This window comes from Paraburkholderia sp. NPDC080076 (genome assembly GCF_050281145.1).
Classification (GTDB): Bacteria; Pseudomonadota; Gammaproteobacteria; order Burkholderiales; family Burkholderiaceae; genus Paraburkholderia.
Window position 1 is genome coordinate 335,634 of the sequence record NZ_JBNNWQ010000008.1, and the last position, 16,326, is coordinate 351,959.

Here is a 16,326-nt window from a genome sequence, read left to right on the forward strand (position 1 = left end):
CATGCGAGTCTCCTCCTCAGGCTGCCACTACCTGGCGATGTGAAGGCAGCAGCTCTTGCCAGGCTACACCGTCTTCGAGTTGTCGGTCACAGGCGCTCACGCCCCGAAGGTCGAGGCCGAGCGCGGGCGGCTGCTGGTTCTGCGTCACACGCTTGATCGAATCCAGCAGCACGCGGCGCACCCGCACGACAGCCTGGTCGGCAGGCACCAGATGCTCGCGCGAACGGTCGTAGAGCGGCCCTTGAGACAATCCGATCGTGGCGTCCTCCACCTCGACGCCGCGCAATCCGGTCCAGCTTTCCTTCATCAGCTCGCGATTCTGGCCGAAGGTGTCGGTCCAGCTAGCCGTGAATGCGCAATTCTTGCGGTCATAGTACTTAGGGTCGTTCAGCCCGAGCAACTCGATGATCTTTTCTTCGCTCACCGGGGCGTCGCCATGAACGACGATGTAGGTGCTGGTGTGCGTGTCGTCTTCGGGGACTTCGAGGACGGTGAACTGAAACGCCGGGGCAGGAATGATGCGGCCGTACGGGACGATAAATGGGACTACGCGTGCATTACGGACTCCCGGCGCATCGGTCTTGCGCAGCGCGACATAGTGGAAACCGAAGGCCGTCTCTTCGATTTTCAGAGCCGGTTCAAGGTCATTGGATGCAAGCGCAGCAGGATTGATTACGTCAGGGTTGCGTGTGAACTCGTTGTCTTTCCAGCCGGGGCGTGCCATGTTGGTATGCAGCACGCCGACATGAGAGCTGTCCTCTCCACCCTCCACCAGTTGCAGATAGTTGCAGGCGACGTTGACGCGCAGCACGACGCGGTGGTTCGGTTCCGCGTCCATGAAGGCATAGCGGGAAAACGCCGGGAGCAACTCGTCTGGGCCCACATACGCCCAGACGATGCCGCCTTCCTCGCGCACTGGAAAGGCCGGCGCCTTCATCCTTGTAGCGTATTTCGGATCGGCGTGGTTCGGCGTTTCCATGACGGTGCCGGACGCGCTGAACTTCCAACCGTGATAGAGGCAGCGGATGCCGCCTTCCTCGACCCTTCCAAGTGCGAGCGATGCGCCCCGGTGCATGCACAGCTCTTCCAGAAAGCCGACCTTGCCCTCGGTGTCCCGGAACGCGACATAGTTCTCGCCGAGCAGTCGGACGCGCAGTGGCGCGCAGTCCGGATGCGGCAATTGGGCCGAGGTGCACACCGGGTGCCAGAAGCGTCGCATCAGGTTTCCTCCAGGGGTACCCGGACCGATACGGCAAAGAATCTCGTTGTCTGCGTGGCTCAACATTTAATGCTCCTTTCCTGACTTCCGTTATTAACTGCGCTCTGCACGTGCACCATGGGACGAAACGATTCGATGGTGCGGAACCAGGGTGCGCCAGTTCTCGTCGATACCGATCTCACCGGACACGCCTATTGCGCTGCCAGCGTCCGCTCGCAACGCGGCTATCTCCTGCTGGTCACGGGCCGCCCGGGCGTACGCCAGCAAGCAGCGCTGAAGACGGCTGATTGCGATGTCGGCCGTGGATAGCATTTCCTGCGAGCGGTCGCGAATCGCGCCGCTCGACACGCTGCACGCGGCGTCTTCCTGCGTGATGCCGTCAAAACCGGTGAAGTGGCCATTGCGCTGCTGCACGCGGTCCTGGCGATAGCCATTGGCGACGGACATCGCGGCCGACGAATCACAGGTGTCGGTCGTCATCCCGTACTTGCGCAGCGTCGGCTCATCCAGGCCCACGAACGTGAGTTGCTCACTGCGCAACGGTTCTACGCCAATGCGCTTTTCGGCGTCCCACCACACGTGATACAGGTTGCAGCGCTCGTCGCTAACCGGGACGATCGCAAGCCAGACATCCCCGTTCGCGTTGGCGATGAAGCAAGGTGCGATGAATGCGGTTACTCGAGCGATACGTTTGTCCCCGTTTTGGCGGATTGCGACATAGTGGAAACCGAAGTCCGTCTCGTCTGCTTCGATCTTCGGGGTTGCGTCGAACTGCATGTGCGAAGTCTTCTTCGCATAGTCGAGATCGGAGTCGTTGGTCCTCGCGAGGGCGGAACTATGGAGGACGGTCAAATGCGATGAGTCGACGAGACCTTCCATCACCTGAACGAAATTGGCGTTGATGACCGCGCAGGCGTTGATGCGGTGCGAGTCCGACTGGTCCATGAAGGCCGTGTGCGGGAAGGGCGGCTCTCCACCCTTGGGACCCAGATAACCCCAGACGATGCCGCCCGCTTCCCGCACTGGATAGGTTCGTCCCTTGATGCGCTCCTTGAATTTCGGGTCCTCGATGTTCGGGGTCTCGAGGACAGTCCCATCCACCGCAAACTTCCAGCCGTGATAGATGCAGCGCAGGCCATCGCCCTCCGAACGGGCCAACTGCATTGAAGCACCCCGGTGCAGACAACCCTCTGCATAGAGGCCGGGGCGACCATCCTGGTCGCGCCACACGACAAACCGCTCACCCAGCAGCTCTATCGTCTGTGGCTCTCCATTCGCCTGCGGCATGTCCGACGACTGCATGACGGGCAGCCAGAAGCGGCGCATTGCCTCGCCCATGGCAGTGCCTACTCCAATACGGCACATCAATTCGTTATCTTGCTTGGTCAACATGTTGATCCCCTCGCTACAGTGTCAGGCAGTGAGTAACAGGTGGCCTCAAAGATCGAGCACCAGCCGGGAAGTTTTGGCGCGCGAGCAGCACGGCATGAAGCTGTCGTTGCGTACCCGCTCCTCGTCCGTCAGATAAAGATCTCGATGGTCGGGTGCGCCGGCCAGCACCTTCGTCATGCAGGTGCCGCAAACTCCTTGCTCGCAAGACAATGGCAAGTTGAAACCGGCGTCGAGCAAGGCGTGCGCGGCACTTTGATCCGCGTGAACCTCGATGACCTGGCCACTGCTGCCGATCTCGATTTCGAACCGCCCGTCCTCTGAAGAATCGATTGGCGTTGCCGCGAAATATTCGCGGTGCAGGTGTCCCTCGTCCCAACCGAGTTCGCGCGCGGTCTGCAGGATGTGGTCCATGAAGCCGTTGGGTCCACACACGTAAAGATGCTTGTCGGAAGAGGGCGAGCCTATCGCGGAGCAGGCATCGAGTTGCTGGTCGGGAGCGCCATCATCGACGTACACGTGCATCTGCGAATCGTCGCCAAATTGCGCTTGTTGCAGGCGATCGACGAAAGCCATGCGCGACAGCGTGCGCCCACAGTAGTGCATCGCGAATGGGCGGTGCTCGCGCGCCAACTGCTGCGCCATGCAGAGGATCGGCGTGATACCGATGCCACCCGCGAACAGGATCGAACGGTTGTTTTGACCGTTGTGCAGGCTGAAGTGATTGCGCGGGGCGCTGATCGTGAGCGTATCTCCCGCATGCACGTTATCGAGAAGCTGCACCGAGCCGCCGCGGGACTGGGGATCGCGCAACACGCCAATCCGGTAGCGGGGATATTCGCCCGGCAGTTCATACAAGGAGTACTGACGTACGGGGCCACCAGGCACGTGTAGGTCGATGTGCGCGCCCGCTTCGAAGGCAGGCAGTGCACTATCCGCCAATGGCGAGAGGTCATAGCCGGCAATGTCGTCCGCCAGCCAGGTTTTGGCAGAGACTTTGACTTGCAGCAAAGTGTTCATAGGGGTCGATTTGTGTTCCATGACGGATATAGCCGTAAAGAGAGGAGAGCGTGTCAGGCGGCGATGTGAAGTCGACGCCGGATGACTACTGGCGAGGCGCCCAACTTTCGCTGAACCAGCCAGCGCGCCAGACCTTGGTCCATCACGCGCACATGCTCCGGAAACCAATCCACCAGCGCTCTGGCAAAAGAGCGGACGACCTCGGTCCGTCCATCAGCCAACATGGTGCGTACCTCGTCGAGGGATCGGAGCACGGCGGCGTGCTCGTCGATATGGCAGCCCGCTGAACCGTAGGCTGTCTCGCGCATCGAGGCGTCCTCGTCGTCAAAGTGGCGGCGCGCATGCTCGGCAAACGCTTCGAGCGCGTTCTCGAGATTTTCGTCGTCCGTTGTCAGCAGCGTGTGTACACACGCGACAAACTCGTGATGGGTCTCGTCCATCGCCTGATGGCCAAGGGCGTAGTCGTCATGCCACGCGAAGCCGGAGAGCACGCGATCCTTCTCCCACACTGGGTTCGGTGACGGTGCGGCACCGCGACCGTGGTTTGTCTGGTGATCTTTCAATTGCTTCATTTTTCAACGAACTCCTGCTCAATTGATCACGTCAATCTATTACATCTTCCACGGAAGATACTATTCTGGGCGATGAGTGTCGAGGTAGGGCAAACGCCAATATGTGAAAATTTCCACAAACACAGTGAGTTTCTAGGATAAGGCTCGTCATTGCTGACGATGACAAGCCTCAGACGTTCCAGATGCGGGTATCTCCTGACGGCAAATCGTTTGACAGGGAAGACGACAAAAAATTATCTTCCGTGGAAGCATTTAACCAAAGGGAGACAGATGATGAGTTCGAGGCTGGGTCGGACGGGACGTGCCTTCTCGTGGCGTCAGACAATTTGGTGGGGACTCGCGTCTCTTGCGGCATGTGCACCGGGAGCATCGCAGGCACAGAGCTCTGTCACTCTGTATGGGATTATCGATACCGGTATCGAGTACGTGACAAATGTCGGTGCTCACCAGTCCAGCGTCGTGCGTATGCCGTCGCTCACGGCATCGATACCCTCGAGGTGGGGTTTGCGTGGCAAGGAGGATCTGGGTGGCGGTCTCAGCGCGGTGTTCGTATTGGAGTCGGGCTTCGCCCCGTCACAGGGGACGCTGAATCAGGGTGGCCGCCTGTTTGGCAGGCAGGCATATGTCGGACTTTCGGGGCGGTGGGGGACATTATCTCTAGGCCGGCAATATTCTCAGATCTATTGGGCCTTGCCGGGTGACACGATGGGGCCGAATGTCTATGCTGCCGGTGATCTGGACCCGTACTTGTCTCAAGCGCGGCTCGACAACGCGGTCGCCTACACGTTCACGTCATCGGGGCTGACAGTGGGCGTGACTTATTCGTTCGGGCGCGACGCGGTGGCTTCCGCGCCGGCCGGCGGTTGCGCGGGCCAGTCGCCGACGGACTGGCGGGCCTGCAAGTCAATGTCTGCCATGGTGAAATATGAAGCGGCGACATGGGGCGTGGCGACGGCGATCGACCGCAATTACGGCGGTGGAGGCCCTGGCTCGCCCCAGCCCAATACCTCGCAAACTGATACACGTGCCGTCATCGACGGCTACGTGAAACTGGGTACCTCGACGATCGGTGCGGGGTACCTCCATCGAATTAATCACGGGGTGCAGACGCCGACTGTTGTCGACGCGGTCAGCAACTATTGGTGGCTTGGCGGGACCTATTTTCCCGTTCCACAAATCGCGCTTGACGCCCAGTTCGGTCATATATCGGTCAACGGTGGGAGTTCCGCGGGAGCTTCCGTGATCGCAGCGCGTGTGTCGTACTTATTGTCCAAGCGCACTTCCGTGTACGTCACAGCAGGGCGTATGTTCAACCAGCGCAACGCTGCGTTCACGATTGATGGCGGCGTGATTCCACCCGCTTCTACGCCATTGCCCGGGGTGGATCAAACGGGTGCGATGGTGGGTGTTCGCCACCAGTTCTAAATGGATAGTGAATGCTCGATGTCATCGCGCAGCAGTCGGGTGTTCACACTGGAACTCGTGACTGAGTTCTTGCCCCTTTCCGAAGCGTGGCGCTCGGTATAGCGTGCCAACTACTGAGCACGTGTCTGTCGCGGCCCGACTTCCACTCGAATATTCGTCGGCCGCGCGACGACACTTGGCCCCGTCCGCGCCCCTCAAATATCGCCAAACGTCCGCCAGACAAGGCTCGCTGCAATTTGGCATGGACTCTGCATTACGCTGCGTCCAGCCGTAGCACGACCCGCCCATCCATCCAACTCGGATGTCCCCACCGGATGCACGCCTGGAACCCACGTGTCGTGCCCGTTCGTGCGCGATACGCAATCAACCAGGTCGCCAACTGGAGGACGTCTTGCTTATCTTGCTCATCTATCTTTACCCGTTGCTGAAAAAGGCACTTGACCGTGCTGAACACAGTCGTCGTGACGAATATCTCGCGTCCGCCGCCGACATGGGCGAACTCGAACGCCGCATGCATTTAACGGAGATTGACCGCTGACGCGACAAACCAACGCGCCCTCTCTCAATCAGTTTGGACGCCTGGACATGCGCGCCGGCGTCTCGATCATAGCCAGCCGCCCGCACCGCGCCGATAGTAGAGACTTCCGCGATCCGGCATCCGTGCGCCCAACTCCTGAGTTCCATGAACGACATGAATAGCACTATCGTTTCGCAAGCCTTCTCATCCGCAACGTCGGTGATCGCACTGCACTGCTCCGGCTCGGGAGCGGCGCAATGGCGCAAGCTCGGCGAAGCGCTGGGCTCGCGCCACGCGTTCGTCGCGCCCGAGCACTACGGCTGCGATAGCACGGGCCCGTGGAGCGGCGAGCGCGCGTTCACGCTCGCCGACGAGGCCGCGAGGACCATCGGCATCATCGACGCCTCGCGCGGCAAGGTGCATCTCGTCGGCCACTCGTATGGCGGTGGCGTGGCGTTGCGCGCGGCCGTCGAACGGCCGGAGCGCATCGCGAGCATCACGCTCTACGAGCCCTCGGCGTTTCATCTGCTGAAGGTGATGGGCGCGCACGGAGCGTACGCGCTCGCGGAAATCATCGCCATCTCGAAGCGCACCGCCGATGGCGTGACCTGTGGCGACTATCGGGGCGCGGCGGCTTCATTCGTCGATTACTGGGGCGGCCGGGGCGCATGGGAAGCGTTGCGGCCCTCGGTGCAGGCGGCACTCACACGCTGGGCGCCAAAGGCGCCGCTCGACTTTCGCGCGCTGCTCGACGAACGCACGCCCGCAAGCGCATACACCGGCCTGCGTGTTCCGGCGCTGATCATGCGCGGCCAGCACGCGCCCGTGCCGACGCGCGCGATCGCCGAGCGGCTGCCGATGCTGCTGCCCGCGGCGCGTCTTGCAATCGTCGAGGGTGCGGGACACATGGGGCCGCTTACACACGCCGACAGCGTCAACGCGATGATCGTGCGGCATATTGCCGAGGCGGATGCGACGGCTTGAAGCGATCTCCTGAGGAAACCAATAAGCACGTATAGCAGACAAACCAGGGTTGTTTTGAGCGTTACGCGATATCTCGCAGCGGTCGAGCAGTTGACGCGCGTTGCATCAATGGCCTGCCAGTCTCGGGGTTGCCGAAGACCCTCAGCAGAGAGCAGTCTATTGCTCCAGATTCACAGGCGTCATGCGTGGCATCAGCAGATGAATGATGCCGAGCGCGACCAGATAAGCCGATGCACCGACAGCGAAGAGCACCCAATACTGACCGGTGCGCTGCAACGTCTCGCCGATGATTCCCGAGTAGAAGAACGAGCCGATCATCCCTGCCACGCCGCCGATACCGACCACCGTGCCAACCATCCGGCGCGGAAACACGTCGCCGACGGTCGTGACAAGATTTGCCGACCACCCCTGGTGAGCCGCTGCGGCAAGTCCGACGGCGAAGACTGCGTACCAGAGGCTTTGAAAGAGCGAAAGTGTCGCAATCGGGAGGACGCACAGCGCGCAGACACCCATCGCGATCTTGCGTGCGACGTTAGGTTTGTGGGAACGTTGCATCAGCCGGGACGACAGCCAACCTCCAGCGACACTGCCGACGGATGCCATCGTGTAGATGACAATCAACGGCAGTCCAAGATTGCCGATGTCGATGTGCCTCGACTCATTGAGCCATTTGGGCAGCCAGAACAAATAAAACCACCACACCGGATCGGTCAGCAGTTTGCCGAAAATGAACGCCCACGTTTCGCGGTACTTCAGCACTGAAAGCCAGCCCACGGGTTGCTCAACGCTTTCGTCCCGATCCGAATTGATGTAATCCAGCTCGCGCTTTGATACCGACGAATGCTCCGCCGGAGGACGGTACACAAGCAGCCACACTGCCAACCACACGAAACCGGCCGCCCCTCCCACAATGAACGTCGCACGCCAACCCCACATGACAGCGGCGATCGGTACGAATGCAGGCGCAACGATCCCGCCGACGGTTGCGCCCATGTTCCACAGGCCCGTGGCCAACGCCCGCTCTTTCTTCGGAAACCATACGGCTGTGGTGCGGATGGCGACAGGGAAATTGGCCGCCTCGCCGAACCCGAGCAATCCGCGCACGGCCGCGAAGCCGGGGACGGTCGCCGCCATCGCGTGCAGCATCGCGGCCAGGCTCCACATCGCCATGGCACTGCCGTAGACCACTTTGGTGCTGATCCGATCCGCGATTCGACCAAACGTCGCGAGACCCACTGCATAGGCGACCGTGAACACCATCACAGTCTGCGCGTACTGGACCTGATTCCACCCTATGTCTTTTTGCAGCAGCGGCGCGAGCAGCCCAAGCATCTGGCGATCCATGTAGTTGATCGTCGTTGCAAAAAAGATGAGCGCGCAGATGGTCCATCTGTATCGTCCGACGGCCGTTTGATCGGCGACGGAACGGACTTCTAAAATTTTCATCGTGTCTCCGGGACGTTTGCAATCAGGCAAAAACTGGTTCGCGCACCGCTTACAACGCGAGGGCGGACCGCCCCTCGCGAGGCTTCATTCGGGAAAAGAAGACGACCCCGGCTGCCACCACCGACATCAAGGCCAGCCCCGTGAGCCCTCCTTCGATTGATCCGGTTTTCTGCTCGAGCAAACCGAAAGCCGCCGGCGCAACGAAACCGCCGAGATTGCCGATCGAATTGATCAACGCCAGCACCGCCGCGGAAATCCGCGCATCCAGGTAGCCCTGCGGAATCGGCCAGAACAACGCCGACGCGGCTTTAAAACCGATCGCCGCAAAACAGATCGCGACGAACGAGAACATCGGACTGCCCTGGCCGGCGGCATACATGCCGAGCGCGGCGATCAACAGCACACACGCAACCCATGCCTGCTGAAACTTGAAACGCCCCGCGAGCATCGCGAAGAAGTACATCGCCACGATCGAGATCAGCCACGGGATCGAATTGAAGAGCCCGACCTGGAAATCGTTGAAATGGCCCATCTTGCGAATGATGCTGGGCAGCCAGAACGTTGCGCCGTAGATCGTCAGCGAAACCGAGAAATAGATCACGCAGAAGATCACGATCTGCGGGTCGCGTAGCAGAGTCCAGACGGACGGCTTGACCGCATGCGCCGCATTGCGCTCGCGCTGTTCTTCCTCTATCTCGGCGACGACCGCGTCCTGTTCGGCGCGGCTCAGCCATCTGGCGTCGCGCGGCTTCGAGTCGAGCCAGAACCAGATGAAGCCGGCCAGTACTACCGAGGCCATGCCTTCGATCACGAACATCCACTGCCAGCCGTGCAGGCCCCAGCCGCTGATCAGCATCAGCGCGCCGGAGATTGGCCCGGAGAGTATCGAGGCGAGCGCCGAGCCGCTGAGAAAGATCGCCATCGCCTTGCCTCGCTCGTCGCGCGGCAGCCATTGAGTGAAATAGAAGATGACGCCCGGAAAGAAGCCCGCCTCGGCCGCGCCGAGCAGCAACCGCATCGCATAGAACGACGTCTCGCCCCGAACGAACGCCATGCCGACCGCGGCCAGACCCCACGTAAACATGATGCGCGTGAGCCACGCCTTCGCACCGAAGCGCTGCAGCAGCATGTTCGACGGTACTTCGAAGACGGCGTAGCTGACGAAGAAGAGCCCTGCGCCGAGTCCATAGGCCGCGGCACCGATGCCCAGATCGGCGCTCAGATGCTGGCGGACGAAGCCGATGTTCACCCGGTCGATGTAGTTGACGACGAACATCACGACGAAGAGCGGCAGCACATGCCACTTGATCTTGCGTACGGCGCTTGCCAGCGCGTCCGCTCGGTCGGGACCGGTTGCGGCCGGGGTGGATCTGCTCATCGGCTTGTCTCCGTTGTGGACCAGAGTCGGCGCTTCAGCACTTACTCAGATCCCATGCAACATAGTTGCGAAGTGGCAATGCACATCGCGCGCGGCACATCTGGCCGGGTCAGAAGCGCGGATTCTTACCGCTGAAACTCGGGTCGTACTTCTGCATTTGCTTCAGGTCGTCGCGATTGCGCACGCCGCACGACAGATACTGGGCATGCAGTTCCGCCAGGCGGTCACGGTCGAGTTCGACGCCGAGGCCTGGTATGGTGGGCACGCGTAGCGCGCCATTGTCGAAGCTCACGCGCCCACCCTTGATGACTTCTTCTTCCTGCCACGGGTAATGGGTGTCGCACGCGTAGGTCAGGTTGGGGATGCTCGCCGCGACGTGCGTCATCGCCATCAGGCTGATGCCGAGGTGCGAGTTGGAGTGCATCGACATGCCCAGATCCCACAGCTTGCACATGCGCGCGAGCGTCTGGGTCGCACGCAGACCACCCCAGTAGTGATGATCCGACAGCAACACCTTCACCGAACCCATCTCGGCGCCACGGCGAAAATCTTCCATGGTCGTGATCACCATATTGGTCGCGAGCGGCAGGCGCGTGTGCTTCGCCAGTTCGGCCATGCCTGCGAGCCCCGGACAGGGGTCTTCATAGTACTCGAGCAGTTCGTCGAGTTCGGGCGCGGCCGCGATGCTCGTTTCGAGCGTCCAGTTGGCGTTCGGATCGAGGCGCAGCGGCACGCCGGGGAAAGCCTGATGCAGCGCACGCATGCACGCGATCTCGTGCGCCGGCTCGAACACGCCACCCTTGAGCTTGATGCTCTGGAAGCCGTACAGGTCGATCATGCGACGCGCCTGCGCGACGATCTGCTCCGCGCTAAGGCCTTCGCCCCAGGCATCGGGCGCATAGGGCTTGTCGAAGTGCTCCGCGTACTTGAAGAAGAGGTAGGCGCTGTAGGGCACTGCGTCGCGAACCTTGCCACCGAGCAGATCGACGATCGGCGCGCCGACGATTTGCCCCTGCAAGTCGAGCATCGCGACTTCGAGCGTGCTGATGACTTTCGGCGCGTTCTTGGCCGAGTGCGAGCCGGGGGCGAGTTCGAATTCGACCGCGCCCGAGCTCGGCTTGATCGCCGCACGCACGCGTTCTTCCATCCGGTTCAGGTCGAACGGCGACAGGCCGATCACCAGCGCCTTGGCCTGCTCGAGCACACGCAGCATCGGCTCGTCACCATATGTCTCCGAGATGCCGACGCGGCCGTCGCTCGTCTCCAACTCGACGATGGCGCGCAATGCCCACGGTTCGTGGATACCGGCAGCGTTGAGCAGAGGGCCGTCGCGGAAGGCGATCGGCGTAATTCGCACCTGAGTGACGGTGATGTCGCGAGTCATGGCGGCAGTCCGGAAATAGAGGATTGGAAGTGGATGACGCATGGTAAAGCACTAATGTATTAGTGCGTCAGTGGGGAAAACCCATACGCCCGGCGCGCTGAAAACGGCTGCACCCCTGCCGGAAGCGCGTGAGCGTCGGCTATAGTATTAATATTTCAGCAGGTGGAAACAGCAGTGTCCGCCTGTGCCCACGCTTCTGGTCCTGCCATGAAAATCAACGTTTCCCCGACGAGGGCGACCCGGCTCGACCGGTCTCGCCATGCCGCGCCGCAGGTCTTCGAGCGCCTGCGCGAAATGATCCTGTCCCTCGAACTGGCGCCCGGCACGGTGCTGTCGCGCGCCGATCTGGCGACTCAATACGGTCTGAGTCAGACGCCCGTGCGCGATGCGCTGATGAAGCTCGGCGAGGAAGGCCTCGTCGACATTTTTCCGCAGCACGCCACCGTGGTCAGCCAGATCAATGTGACTTCCGCGTTGCAGGCGCACTTCCTGCGCCGCTCGATCGAACTGGAAATCGTGCGCACGCTTGCGGAGCAGCGCGACGCCGCACTGATCGCTCAGTTGCGCGCCACGATTGCCGGGCAGATGGAAGTGCGCGACCTGAAGAACATCGAGCAGTTCTCGCTGCTCGACCAGGCCTTTCATCGCCAGATGTACGAGGCGGCGGGCGTGCCGCAACTCTGGGATCTGGTGCGCAGACTGAGCGGCCACATCGACCGGCTGCGTCGCCTGCACCTGCCGGTCGAGGGCAAGACGATGGCGGTGGTGCGCGATCACACCGAGATCGTCGATGCCATCGAAAGGGGCGATGCCGAGGCCGCGCAGGCGGCGCTGCGCAAGCATCTCTCGGGTACGCTGAACCAGGTCGATGAGATCCGCACGAGGCACCCGAATTTTTTGACTGACGTCTGAATGCGGTCGGAGGAGCGTATGCAAGCGCCGTCGAAACTCGATCGGCCGATTTCGGCGATGGCCGTCGTCGGTCGCCATTTGATGACGCTCGAACGACCAGCCGCATCCGTCGAAGCGACAGCTCGCTCGCCACTATTCGCTCGATTCACGTTGGCCACTAACGCGCGCCGTCGCGGCGAAACCTCCAAAAACGGCGGTCAAACGCTAGCACGTACGCGCGTCTTAGCCGGTCGGCGTCGGGCGGTAAATACATCAGCCCAACGTGCGCCGGCATGACGCGCCGAACTCAATGCGATTGCATCGGCCGCGATCTGGACTGGCCTGCCGGAGCGGCGCACTACCTCCGATGCAACGTCTTCACTCAACCAGCGCCACCGGGACGTGCTTCGTTCGCCGAGAAGAATCAGGTCAGCACCCGTCTCCTCGGCAACAGCGGCGATCGCGCGGCCGACCGTCATGCCGCACATCGGCAACATAACCATGCGGACTTCCGCTTCAGGCGCTTGATCGTCCAGTACATTCCTGACATGCGCGACGACTTTGCGTCCGTGCGCGCTCATTGCCTCGACGATCAAGCCGAAATTGTCGTCAGCGGCTCCCAGATAAGAGGGCGTCGGGTCGACCACATGCAGCGCGACAATTTGTGCGTCGTACTTGCGTGCGGTTTCAATGGCCGACGCCAGGACGGTATCGGCCGAACTTGCACTGATTGCGACGAGGATTTTCGAAAACATGTTGAGCGCCCTCATGTAGCGGTTAAGTCAGACACGACAGCAGACTTGGGCTGTTCGTGATCCATGACCGCATCATCACTCGGTAGAGTGAGCGGAAAATTAGCTGAAGCAATCAATAAGACCAGTAGCCGAAGCGTTGCGGATAGCCGTAAACGACAGGAGGCGGGGCGTACGCAACCGGAGGCGGAGCGTAGACGGGGCTCGTGGTATAGACGGCCGGCTGGGAAATAGTGTTGCCTTTCGAGGCCATGCATTGCGCGTAGGCGGCGTTGTATCGCGCCTGCAGATTGACCGAAGTGGCTTGTGCGCCGTTTGCACCTACAGCACTGCCGAGCAGCAGGCCCGCGCCCGCACCGATCGCTGCGCCGACGCCGGCGTCGCCTGCCGCGGCGCCGAGCAGCGCGCCGGCGGCCGCTCCGCCCACGGTTCCGATCGCACTGCTGCCGACGCCGGCTGGTATTGCGCCGCGTGTTTGCCCGGCGGCATTGTCAGAGCGGAATGCGTAGTCCCGGCATGCATAGTCTTCCTGCTGGAACACGCTAATCGGCTTGCCACTTGGCGGCAATGCGACGACTGACGGGCCAGTCGGCGGCATGACGGCGCAGCCGGTAAGCGCGACGGCGATCAAGCATGCGGGCAAGGCGATACGAGTGGTTCTTAAGAGTTTCATGATGTCACGTCCCCTGATTCGATGACACCATCTTGAGCGCGCACAGTTAGCGTTGAATTAGCTTGACGCTGCGCAGGGCCGGCGGGGGTGTGTAACAGACTGGTGAAAAGCGGGGAGGGCGGGCACGCGGACCGATTTGGGGGAGAACGCAGGTCGTTCGTTCGGTTCGAGAGCCCGTGGACCTGCTTTCTTGCCGCGTACGCGAGCGGCTAGCAGGTCAATCGTGTTTGGTAGACACGGCTAGTGAGAGCGGCGTAAGCGCAAGAAGGCATCACCCGCCGCTCGGAAAATACGATGCGTCGACGAGATAGTGCTCGCGGGTGAATGCGCCGTAGATGTATTGCGGGTTCTCGACATCCTTGTTGTAGTACTCGTGCCACCAGCTTGCCGACTGCCAGATTGCCTCGGGGCAACTGGACCGGCTCTCGAGTCCCGGCGTGAGATCGAATCCGTTGGCCGCATACGCCGTCTCCAGCATCGCAGCCGAAGGCATGCCGAAGCCTTCGCCCAGTGGATTCGACGGCACACCGCAACCCCACGCATAGCCTATCCAACGCAGCAGCAGGCTCGACAGATCAATCGACATGCGCTCACGGCGCAGTTGCGTGAGACTCGCTTGAATCGCTTCGCCCGCGACCGGCCACACGATGAGCGCCAGGTTCGGATACTGTTCGGGCGAATCGATATGTGCGAGTGTGCTTGTCTGGATCGCATTGCAGATGGGCGCAAATCCGTCCGGCGGATACCATGCGTCGGGCGAAAGCGACACGCTGGTCACTTCCGTGTCCTTTGTCGCGGCTTTGCTTTTCACGCCAACGAACATCGCCTGCGACCACGAACTCGGCGACATGTCACTGCGCACGTGCGCCTGCGCGAGTCTCAAGCGAAACGACAACGGATCGGCGCCGCCGATCAACAGAACGAAACTGTGCTCCTTGATGCCTTTCAACGGGACACTCTTGAGCGCCCGATTGATCCACACGACGTTGCCCTCCTTCTTCTGCCGTGTCAGCGCGAGTAGATTCTTATTGCGTGCTGCCGCTCTTGACCGGCGTGCGATGACTGACATGATGGTGGACTCCCTTTGAGCGTTTCAGTGAGCAGCCGTCAGTTTGAAATGCGCGCTCCAACGCGTTTTCGCATTCACTTCCTGATCTCGATGAAGAGGCACGTAGTCGACCTGAACATCGAGAGAGCCGCCCACACGCTGAATGCAGAGCATCAACGCAAGATTGCCTCTCATCGATGAAGAGGGGCGAGGGTTGAGCGTCGTCGGCAGCAGGAGCGACTGATAGTCGCCCAGGCTGCCGAATCTCGACGGTGGGTCGCCGGGGTTAGGGTGCGTGGGCCAAGGGTCGCGTGGCCCGAACCAGCCGGTAATCGCCGACTTGATTGTCTTGAATTCGTCGATCCCGATCGACTTGACCAGCGACGTGGGCGATGAAATCACTTCATAGACGGGGCCACGGTTCAACGTATCGGCGCGCAGTATCCTGCCCCAGTGAACATCGCCGGTCAGGCAGGTCAGGGGCAAGCCCGCCGTCGAGACGCGTTCTATCTGTTCCACCATGAAGCGATAGTCGGCTTCGTAGTTCGCCAGTTCGTAGTCGGCAACATGACCATCGAACGCGCTCGCCGGATCGGCAAAGAGCGATTGTCCCGTCAATAGAAAACCGTAACGGGGCTTCGGCGTGTTCGCGGAGGCAACGAGCGTGTTCACCCATGCAGCGAGCGCGTTGCGGCCCGCGTTGCCAAGCAGCGCCCCTGGCGGGTCGAGCATCGTCTCGTGATCCGGCGCATTGCCGACGCCTCTTTCGCGCTGACTGCGCGTATCCAGCAGCAGGATCGTGAGAGGCTCTATGTCGATCACGCGCGGCTGTCCCATCGGGCCCGGGTAGCCTTGCTGAAACATGCTGAAGCCGATTTCGGCTGCGGTGCGCCAGCGGTCCCTGCCCGCTTCCGTCCAACTGTTCTGAATCAGCGGACTCTTGAAGGGCGCGTTGTTCCAGTACTCGTGATCGTCAGGAATCGACGCGACGGGCGCCAGCGATAGCAGTTGTGGAAACCCTTCTGGAATGCCGCTTCCGTTCGCTGGCGACGCACCAGGCGCATACCAGTTGCTCACGTAGTCTTCCTGAAACTTCGCTTCAAGCCAGGCCTGGTCATTCGAAAAGTTGAGTTCCGTGGGCAGATCCAGATAAACCTGATCGCCCGCGAACAGCACGAGGTCTGGACGCGGCTTATAGGAAGAGATCCATCTGCCCGCTTCGCCATGCCGGTCCTGGGCGCCGTGAAAACATGACAGGAGCAGCAGATTGAATCGCTCGCCGAATTCCTGCGGGATCGCTTGAGGCAGGGTGCGAAATGAGCGCACGACGGGTGCGACGGCGTCGACGCTCAATCCGACTTCATGCTCGGAAGCCGGCGCAAGGCCACCGAATTCGACAACCGTGGAGCAGAAGGGGAGCTTTCCCTGAACCTTCCAGCACTGCAGCGGGCGTACTGTCGAAGGCACAACCGGTTTGCCGCCGAGTGTCCAGACCAGCGCCGACGCGGTGCCATTGGTAGCCGCGAGAACACCCGCCCATACGCGCAACGTCGTGGCGTTATCGGCGACGTGATTCACAAGAGACACGATCATTTCGATGATCCAGAAGAATGATTCGTTCTTTGTGT

Annotated in this window: 15 protein-coding genes; 4 read left to right on the top strand and 11 right to left on the bottom strand. The window is 61.2% G+C overall.

Translation table 11 applies throughout. From position 1 onward, the window contains the following. Positions 1 to 16: 16 nt before the first annotated feature. From ACQKRQ_RS29325 to ACQKRQ_RS29340, 4 genes are read right to left on the bottom strand one after another with little or no spacing between them, the layout of a single operon-like run. On the bottom strand, positions 17 to 1,285 hold the full coding sequence (locus ACQKRQ_RS29325) for a Rieske 2Fe-2S domain-containing protein (protein WP_427481108.1): 1,269 nt from the start codon (positions 1,283 to 1,285) through the stop codon (positions 17 to 19). Positions 1,286 to 1,312: 27 nt separating this feature from the next. Continuing rightward, positions 1,313 to 2,611 carry a Rieske 2Fe-2S domain-containing protein gene (locus ACQKRQ_RS29330; protein WP_427481109.1) on the bottom strand — a complete coding sequence of 433 codons (1,299 nt, stop codon included), beginning with the start codon at positions 2,609 to 2,611 and terminating at the stop codon, positions 1,313 to 1,315. Positions 2,612 to 2,656: 45 nt separating this feature from the next. Next, on the bottom strand, positions 2,657 to 3,628 hold the full coding sequence (locus ACQKRQ_RS29335; RefSeq protein ID WP_427481110.1) for a PDR/VanB family oxidoreductase: 972 nt from the start codon (positions 3,626 to 3,628) through the stop codon (positions 2,657 to 2,659). A gap of 53 nt (positions 3,629 to 3,681) precedes the next feature. Next, positions 3,682 to 4,200, bottom strand: coding sequence for a bacteriohemerythrin (locus ACQKRQ_RS29340; protein WP_427481111.1), 519 nt, complete (start codon positions 4,198 to 4,200; stop codon positions 3,682 to 3,684). A 324-nt stretch (positions 4,201 to 4,524) separates the two neighbouring features. Between ACQKRQ_RS29340 and ACQKRQ_RS29345 the strand changes: the two genes are divergently transcribed. The 3 genes from ACQKRQ_RS29345 (at position 4,525) to ACQKRQ_RS29355 (ending at position 7,126) form a co-directional block, all read left to right on the top strand. Further along, the gene (locus ACQKRQ_RS29345) at positions 4,525 to 5,625 is read left to right on the top strand and encodes a porin (RefSeq protein ID WP_427481178.1); all 1,101 of its coding nucleotides are present in this window, start codon (positions 4,525 to 4,527) and stop codon (positions 5,623 to 5,625) included. 391 nt (positions 5,626 to 6,016) lie between these two features. After that, entirely contained in the window at positions 6,017 to 6,163 is a 147-nt protein-coding gene (locus tag ACQKRQ_RS29350) for a DUF3563 family protein (protein WP_243658347.1), read from the top strand. Between the two features lie 153 nt (positions 6,164 to 6,316). After that, entirely contained in the window at positions 6,317 to 7,126 is an 810-nt protein-coding gene (locus ACQKRQ_RS29355; protein WP_132379048.1) for an alpha/beta fold hydrolase, read from the top strand. A gap of 156 nt (positions 7,127 to 7,282) precedes the next feature. Here ACQKRQ_RS29355 and ACQKRQ_RS29360 read toward each other — a convergent pair whose 3' ends face one another. The 3 genes from ACQKRQ_RS29360 to ACQKRQ_RS29370 all read right to left on the bottom strand — a co-directional run bounded on the left by ACQKRQ_RS29360 (position 7,283) and on the right by ACQKRQ_RS29370 (position 11,334). Continuing rightward, a complete protein-coding gene (locus ACQKRQ_RS29360; RefSeq protein WP_427481112.1) occupies positions 7,283 to 8,572 on the bottom strand; it encodes an MFS transporter in 1,290 nt (429 codons plus the stop codon). A 49-nt stretch (positions 8,573 to 8,621) separates the two neighbouring features. Further along, entirely contained in the window at positions 8,622 to 9,950 is a 1,329-nt protein-coding gene (locus tag ACQKRQ_RS29365) for an MFS transporter (RefSeq protein ID WP_427481113.1), read from the bottom strand. Positions 9,951 to 10,059: 109 nt separating this feature from the next. After that, a complete protein-coding gene (locus ACQKRQ_RS29370) occupies positions 10,060 to 11,334 on the bottom strand; it encodes a glucarate dehydratase family protein (RefSeq protein WP_427481114.1) in 1,275 nt (424 codons plus the stop codon). A 207-nt stretch (positions 11,335 to 11,541) separates the two neighbouring features. On the opposite strand from ACQKRQ_RS29370, the gene ACQKRQ_RS29375 reads away from it, so the two are divergent. Then, positions 11,542 to 12,246, top strand: a complete 705-nt coding sequence (locus ACQKRQ_RS29375) for a GntR family transcriptional regulator (RefSeq protein WP_132379042.1) — start codon at positions 11,542 to 11,544, stop codon at positions 12,244 to 12,246. A 197-nt stretch (positions 12,247 to 12,443) separates the two neighbouring features. Here the strand turns inward: ACQKRQ_RS29375 and ACQKRQ_RS29380 are convergent, their stop codons facing one another. From ACQKRQ_RS29380 to ACQKRQ_RS29395, 4 genes are all read right to left on the bottom strand, one after another. Further along, the gene (locus ACQKRQ_RS29380) at positions 12,444 to 12,980 is read right to left on the bottom strand and encodes a universal stress protein (protein WP_427481115.1); all 537 of its coding nucleotides are present in this window, start codon (positions 12,978 to 12,980) and stop codon (positions 12,444 to 12,446) included. Positions 12,981 to 13,092: 112 nt separating this feature from the next. Next, positions 13,093 to 13,650, bottom strand: coding sequence for a glycine zipper family protein (locus ACQKRQ_RS29385; RefSeq protein WP_427481116.1), 558 nt, complete (start codon positions 13,648 to 13,650; stop codon positions 13,093 to 13,095). A 271-nt stretch (positions 13,651 to 13,921) separates the two neighbouring features. Then, positions 13,922 to 14,719: a hypothetical protein gene (locus ACQKRQ_RS29390; protein ID WP_132379036.1), complete on the bottom strand. Its 798-nt coding sequence runs from the start codon at positions 14,717 to 14,719 to the stop codon at positions 13,922 to 13,924. Positions 14,720 to 14,743: 24 nt separating this feature from the next. Then, positions 14,744 to 16,291 (bottom strand): hypothetical protein, encoded by a 1,548-nt coding sequence (locus tag ACQKRQ_RS29395; protein ID WP_427481117.1) that lies wholly within the window; start codon positions 16,289 to 16,291, stop codon positions 14,744 to 14,746. Between the last annotated feature and the right edge of the window lie 35 nt (positions 16,292 to 16,326).

Excerpts from the sequence above, each read along its gene's own strand:
- ACQKRQ_RS29375 (WP_132379042.1), top strand. The coding sequence starts at position 11,542 with ATGAAAATCAACGTTTCCCCGACGAGGGCGACCCGGCTCGACCGGTCT.
- ACQKRQ_RS29340 (WP_427481111.1), bottom strand. The coding sequence starts at position 4,200 with ATGAAGCAATTGAAAGATCACCAGACAAACCACGGTCGCGGTGCCGCA.
- ACQKRQ_RS29390 (WP_132379036.1), bottom strand. The coding sequence starts at position 14,719 with ATGTCAGTCATCGCACGCCGGTCAAGAGCGGCAGCACGCAATAAGAAT.
- ACQKRQ_RS29335 (WP_427481110.1), bottom strand. The coding sequence starts at position 3,628 with ATGAACACTTTGCTGCAAGTCAAAGTCTCTGCCAAAACCTGGCTGGCG.
- ACQKRQ_RS29385 (WP_427481116.1), bottom strand. The coding sequence starts at position 13,650 with ATGAAACTCTTAAGAACCACTCGTATCGCCTTGCCCGCATGCTTGATC.
- ACQKRQ_RS29395 (WP_427481117.1), bottom strand. The coding sequence starts at position 16,291 with ATGATCGTGTCTCTTGTGAATCACGTCGCCGATAACGCCACGACGTTG.
- ACQKRQ_RS29365 (WP_427481113.1), bottom strand. The coding sequence starts at position 9,950 with ATGAGCAGATCCACCCCGGCCGCAACCGGTCCCGACCGAGCGGACGCG.
- ACQKRQ_RS29330 (WP_427481109.1), bottom strand. The coding sequence starts at position 2,611 with ATGTTGACCAAGCAAGATAACGAATTGATGTGCCGTATTGGAGTAGGC.
- ACQKRQ_RS29380 (WP_427481115.1), bottom strand. The coding sequence starts at position 12,980 with ATGTTTTCGAAAATCCTCGTCGCAATCAGTGCAAGTTCGGCCGATACC.
- ACQKRQ_RS29355 (WP_132379048.1), top strand. The coding sequence starts at position 6,317 with ATGAATAGCACTATCGTTTCGCAAGCCTTCTCATCCGCAACGTCGGTG.
- ACQKRQ_RS29360 (WP_427481112.1), bottom strand. The coding sequence starts at position 8,572 with ATGAAAATTTTAGAAGTCCGTTCCGTCGCCGATCAAACGGCCGTCGGA.
- ACQKRQ_RS29370 (WP_427481114.1), bottom strand. The coding sequence starts at position 11,334 with ATGACTCGCGACATCACCGTCACTCAGGTGCGAATTACGCCGATCGCC.
- ACQKRQ_RS29325 (WP_427481108.1), bottom strand. The coding sequence starts at position 1,285 with ATGTTGAGCCACGCAGACAACGAGATTCTTTGCCGTATCGGTCCGGGT.